Annotated in this window: 4 protein-coding genes; 1 reads left to right on the forward strand and 3 read right to left on the reverse strand. The window is 41.4% G+C overall.

Features of this window, described 5'->3' with window-relative positions:
- Positions 1-119: 119 nt before the first annotated feature.
- Positions 120-329: a hypothetical protein gene (locus tag BZG72_RS15830; RefSeq protein WP_077609141.1), complete on the forward strand. Its 210-nt coding sequence runs from the start codon at positions 120-122 to the stop codon at positions 327-329.
- Between the two features lie 79 nt (positions 330-408).
- Here BZG72_RS15830 and BZG72_RS15835 read toward each other — a convergent pair whose 3' ends face one another.
- The 3 genes from BZG72_RS15835 to abiEi form a co-directional block, all read right to left on the reverse strand.
- Positions 409-795: an HVO_A0114 family putative DNA-binding protein gene (locus BZG72_RS15835; protein ID WP_077667263.1), complete on the reverse strand. Its 387-nt coding sequence runs from the start codon at positions 793-795 to the stop codon at positions 409-411.
- Between the two features lie 1,157 nt (positions 796-1,952).
- Positions 1,953-2,717: a hypothetical protein gene (locus BZG72_RS15840; protein ID WP_077667264.1), complete on the reverse strand. Its 765-nt coding sequence runs from the start codon at positions 2,715-2,717 to the stop codon at positions 1,953-1,955.
- Between the two features lie 505 nt (positions 2,718-3,222).
- Positions 3,223-3,762, reverse strand: coding sequence for a type IV toxin-antitoxin system AbiEi family antitoxin (gene abiEi, locus BZG72_RS15845; protein ID WP_077608915.1), 540 nt, complete (start codon positions 3,760-3,762; stop codon positions 3,223-3,225).
- Between the last annotated feature and the right edge of the window lie 1,117 nt (positions 3,763-4,879).

The raw sequence follows: 4,879 nt of genomic DNA on the forward strand, positions 1-4,879 counted from the left end.
AAATTGTTTTTATTGTAAAAAATAAGATTTTTTGCTGAGGAAACTTCTCAGGGGCTGGCGAGAGTGTAATTGTGCTACAACCGTGCTTTACGGCAGGCATTTTTATGGGTGAGGCTGACATGAAGAACGAGGCCAAGGCTACAAGAAGTGATAACGAGCAAGCCGAATCAAAGGATAGTGAGGAAGTTACGCTAAATGAACCTCTTGACTTGCTTGATCACGCTATCTCTACCAATACTGATAAGCTAGTTGAAGTAACTGAAGCCTTCAAAATAGAACTGGAAGAGATCATCGATGACTATCAAGTTGGCCTAGACGGGAAGTATTAAGAACAATCACCATTCGAGTCTGCACAGCATGAAGCTGTGCTACCCAAGAGACATGCGCCGCAGTAACGAGTGTTCGGTATCATGCAAGATAGCCTTCTTGCAGTGTAATCTCCAATTCTTTGCCCAGAAGGACCTCAAAGTCAGTAAATAGAGCGATAGGTCGGCAAGCATTCCCTTTCTCCTCAAACTGGATAAACCCTTTTGATGATAAGGCGTCGATTTTTCGTGACAGTTCGTGGATATGATGACAGCTAATCTCCGCAAGCTCAGCTAGACTTTCAGGCTTTTCTCTACTGATCAGAAGCATTATTTCGATATTTTCATTACACAGTAACTTTGAGACTTCATCTAGTGATGTGAACCAAAATGTAGGTAGATGCTTGTTATGACTAATGTTGCTCGCAGCCACACTAATCATATGCCTACGGATGAGATCTTCCGATGCAACCCCAATGCGAGCTTTCATGAGTATCCTTCTCAGAATGAAGTAACGGAATCCTAGTGTATACGACGCTGTTCTGAAAGAAAAAGTGGATAGTTATATTCGCTATGCGAATGGACGCCACTTTCATGGCAGAGAGGTCAAGAGAAACTACGATATCCGATTCTCATCGATCCCCTTTGGATTCAGCGACCTAAGGTCTACGAGCGATCTCTAAAAGAAAATTTTTATGGTCTAGGAGTGAGCCTCTTCTAGATGGATTTGACCATAACCCATTGTATTTAAGTTGTTATTTATTAAAAAGGATTCTGGTCTATGAGCGATCCTCACCATAAAAGCCCAGGTGCACGAGCGAGCAGAACGAGATACGTGAGTGGTTAGATAAGATAGAAGAACAACGATAACAAAGTACTGCAAGTGGTCATTAAATAACTGATAGTCATGTAAATTTTGAGGTATCGCACTCGCGTAACCTTTGACCGATCATAAACGTCGTTGGGCAAGGGGCAAAAATCTATCTTAGAGGTCAAGAGAAACAACGATGTCCTACTCTCATCGAACTCCTTTCGATTCAGACAACCTAAGGTCTACGAGCGATATCAAGAAACACTTTTACGTGGTCTATGAGCGATCTTCTCCATAAAAGCCGAGGTGCAGGAGCGAGCAGAACGAAATACGTAAGTGTTTAGACAGGATAGAAGAACAACGATACCAAGGCACTGAAAATTATCATTAACTAACTGATAGTTATTGAAATTATGATATTATGCGATCACGTAACATTTGACCGATCATAAACACCGTCGGGTCAGGGTCAAAAATCTATCTTAGAGGTCAAGAGAAACAACGATATCTGAAACTCTATAGACATGCCTCGGTTAGACTCGTTTCTGCCCCATTCCGTGCTGACAACTAGGAAGAAATCCTTCTCAGTTGCCTTTCAACTCATAAGTTTTTCTTAGTAGTTGCTTTCTCACTAACCGCGACAAACGTCTGCCCCATTTTCACTTAGAGCAAATACTCATGCACATTCTAGTAATACGATTTTACCTTACCAAAAGTTATCTGAATTCAGCACATCTAGAAATTATGTATCACTGAACAGTCCAACCTCTCAATACGTTAGTTAACCTATTGAATTAATAGATAAATTATTGAATTACGTGAGAATGAAATATGCATTATCTCCTGTTGTTCTCCATAAAGTACAACGATGGTTCCCTAACAAGAATAGAGTCTTCACTTTCAACCGAATATGTCTTGTAATTCAAACTGCTGCTACCAATCACCCAGTACCTATGCAGTCGTTCTGACAAATCACGACGAATAGAGTTAGCCAAGAAGCCTTTGTCCTCTACTTTAGAAATCAAACTAGTGCTTTGCAGAAATCCGATAGCGCCATCAATAGCATCCAGACTTACGCCAGTCTTTTTGGCTATAGTTCCCCGACTAAGATCGACGTAAGTTCTACTATTGCTTCGACTAGCAAGTATGTACAAAAAGCATTTTAGAGCATCACGTTCGTGGGAATACCTATTGAGAAAAGCTTTCATCGCTGGGATTTCTTCCTCATTTTTAACAAGCGCTCTTTTTGGAAGCTTGCACCATCCTCGGTAGACTCCTTGAGTAAAAGTATATGTTTTTGTTCGAACACCAGCGGATGATAACAACCCTGTTATGTGTAACTTCTTTAAGCCTCTAGACACCAAAGAACGGCTCAGTGAACACATATCTGTAAGCTGATCATATGTTGCCCTGATTTCCAAAACATCATCCACCGAGCTACCAGTCGAACGGTTAACTTGCTTGGCAAGAAGACACAGTACAATGAACAACTTCAAAGCAGCGATATCATCACTAACACTCCTACCACCACTAAAGGACTCTCTTAGTATTCCCTCTGCAATCCATTTCGAGGGCATTTTAGACCAGAGCATTAAAGTCATTTCATTACCGCCATAAAGTCATTGATGAACGAGATCAAGTCACTACCTAATAAGGCTAACACTAGAATGAGGATAGTTATCTCAGGTTGTATTTTAGCGACCCTCTCCAAACTACTTAAAAACAGCTCTAACATCACTACCTCCTGAAAACCTTCAAATACGTAGAACATGAGTACTTTTTACATGAAGCATTGCTGTCTTTAAATATGTCTTCGCATAATCTTTCTAGAGAATAGAAAAGAGAAAAAACCCTTAAACAACTGATAAAAAACAGGTATTTAAAACTAAAAACTCTCCCATTAGTACATGGCAATACTCTATTAGTTCATGGAGAAGTATAACACCACCATATCTGTAGACACGCACCTCAAGGTAGCCCATTCTGCGTAGAGAAGGTATTGCCATACCTCAATTCGTCCGCTAACTACTAATTTAGCAAATACTGTAACTCGGAATTGTCCAGAAGTGAGTTGTGCGATTTTTGGGGGGAGTACCCGTGTCTGCCTTAATCATCATTCATCACTATCAAGTGCGTGTTTCTACCAACCCTCTTCAAATCTCGAATCGCAGCTTCTTTCTTCGCAATCCGAAGGGGCCGATCTGAAGATATGGTATTACTGATAATATCAATATCATCACGCTCTGTATGTGTGAACTCGATTACGCCGTAGGGCGTTCTAAACTCCCCTTTACGCCCTGTTGTCATGATAGTAATTCGATCAATCATTACTTGTGAAATGACACTGTACTCTGAGAGTGCCGATTCTAGAGAGATGTAATTGTACTCTCCCCTTCGCAAGCATTTAGCAATGTATTCAATGGTATAACCGCCCTTATGACGACTGTACGAGAATACATAAACACCGTTACACGCTCGCTCTATTACTCCTGCTTTTACTAAGCGTGGCAGGCTTTGTTGGAATGCTGTAGGTGAATCATCAAAAAATAACCTTCTGAGATCACTCTTCCGATAAACGTGTATGCCTTGCTTGTCAAACCTATGCAGGCGCTCTAATGCAGTCACAATCTTCATCTCAATGCTCATAAGTAATCACAAAAAGTAAGTATGACATATATTTTTGTCCACTTGTGATTCAAGTAATGCATCGGTAGTCGCTGATACCGTAAGGATGCCTAGCTTGTTTTTCTAGGTTAGGATCCTAACTTGGTGAACATGGTTGCTATTGGGCTAGGGAGATAGCAGTACTAATCGCAACCTCACTCCTATGAGCATTCTTGGTTAGGATCCTAACTCGGAATTTGTGATGATGAATGTGGTTGGTATTGGCTAGACAGATAGCAGTATCAATCGCAGCCAGACTCCGATGAGCATTCTTGGTTAGGATCCTAACGCGGAATTTGTGATGATGAATGTGGTTGCTATTGGCTAGACAGATAGCAGCACCAATCGCAGCCAGACTCCGATGAGCATTCTCGGTTAGGATCCTAACTTGGAATTTGTAGTGATGAACGTGGTTGGTATTGGCTAGACAGATAGCAATACCCATCGCAGCCAGACTCCGATGAGCATTCTTGGTTAGGATCCTAACGCGGAATTTGTGATGATAAATGTGGTAGCTATTGGCTAGACAGATAGCAGTACCCATCGCAACCTCACTCCGATGAGCATTCTTGGTTAGGATCCTAACTCGGAATTTGTGATGATGAATGTGGTTGGTATTGGCTAGACAGATAGCAGTACCCATCGCAGCCTGACTCCGATGAGCATTCTTGGTTAGGATCCTAACTCGGAATTTGTGGTGATGAACGTGGTTGGTATTGGCTAAACAGAAAGCAGTACCCATCGCAGCCAGACTCCGATGAGCATTCTTGGTTAGGATCCTAACTCGGAATTTGTAGTGATGAACTTGGTTGGTATTGGCTAGACAGATAGCAGTATCAATCGCAGCCAGACTCCGATGAGCATTCTTGGTTAGGATCCTAACTTGGAACCTATGATGATGAACATGGTTCTTTGAGGTGGGGGAATTGCGTCACCAATAGTCAGAATCTGTTCTCAATTCTCGGTTAGGACCCTAACTCGGAATCTATGATGATGAATATGATTCTTTAAGGAGGAGAATAGCAACACTAATGCCCAAGAATCCGATCTTTTTCATTATGGGTAGGAGTTTAAATGATTATCACCTCTCTAATTTAAT

The sequence above is a fragment of the Salinivibrio sp. PR6 genome (assembly GCF_001995955.1).
Taxonomy (GTDB): domain Bacteria; phylum Pseudomonadota; class Gammaproteobacteria; order Enterobacterales; family Vibrionaceae; genus Salinivibrio; species Salinivibrio siamensis.

Bases quoted from the DNA above. Each gene is read 5' to 3' on its own strand.
- BZG72_RS15830 (WP_077609141.1), top strand. From the start codon at position 120: ATGAAGAACGAGGCCAAGGCTACAAGAAGTGATAACGAGCAAGCCGAA.
- abiEi (WP_077608915.1), bottom strand. From the start codon at position 3,762: ATGAGCATTGAGATGAAGATTGTGACTGCATTAGAGCGCCTGCATAGG.
- BZG72_RS15840 (WP_077667264.1), bottom strand. From the start codon at position 2,717: ATGACTTTAATGCTCTGGTCTAAAATGCCCTCGAAATGGATTGCAGAG.
- BZG72_RS15835 (WP_077667263.1), bottom strand. From the start codon at position 795: ATGAAAGCTCGCATTGGGGTTGCATCGGAAGATCTCATCCGTAGGCAT.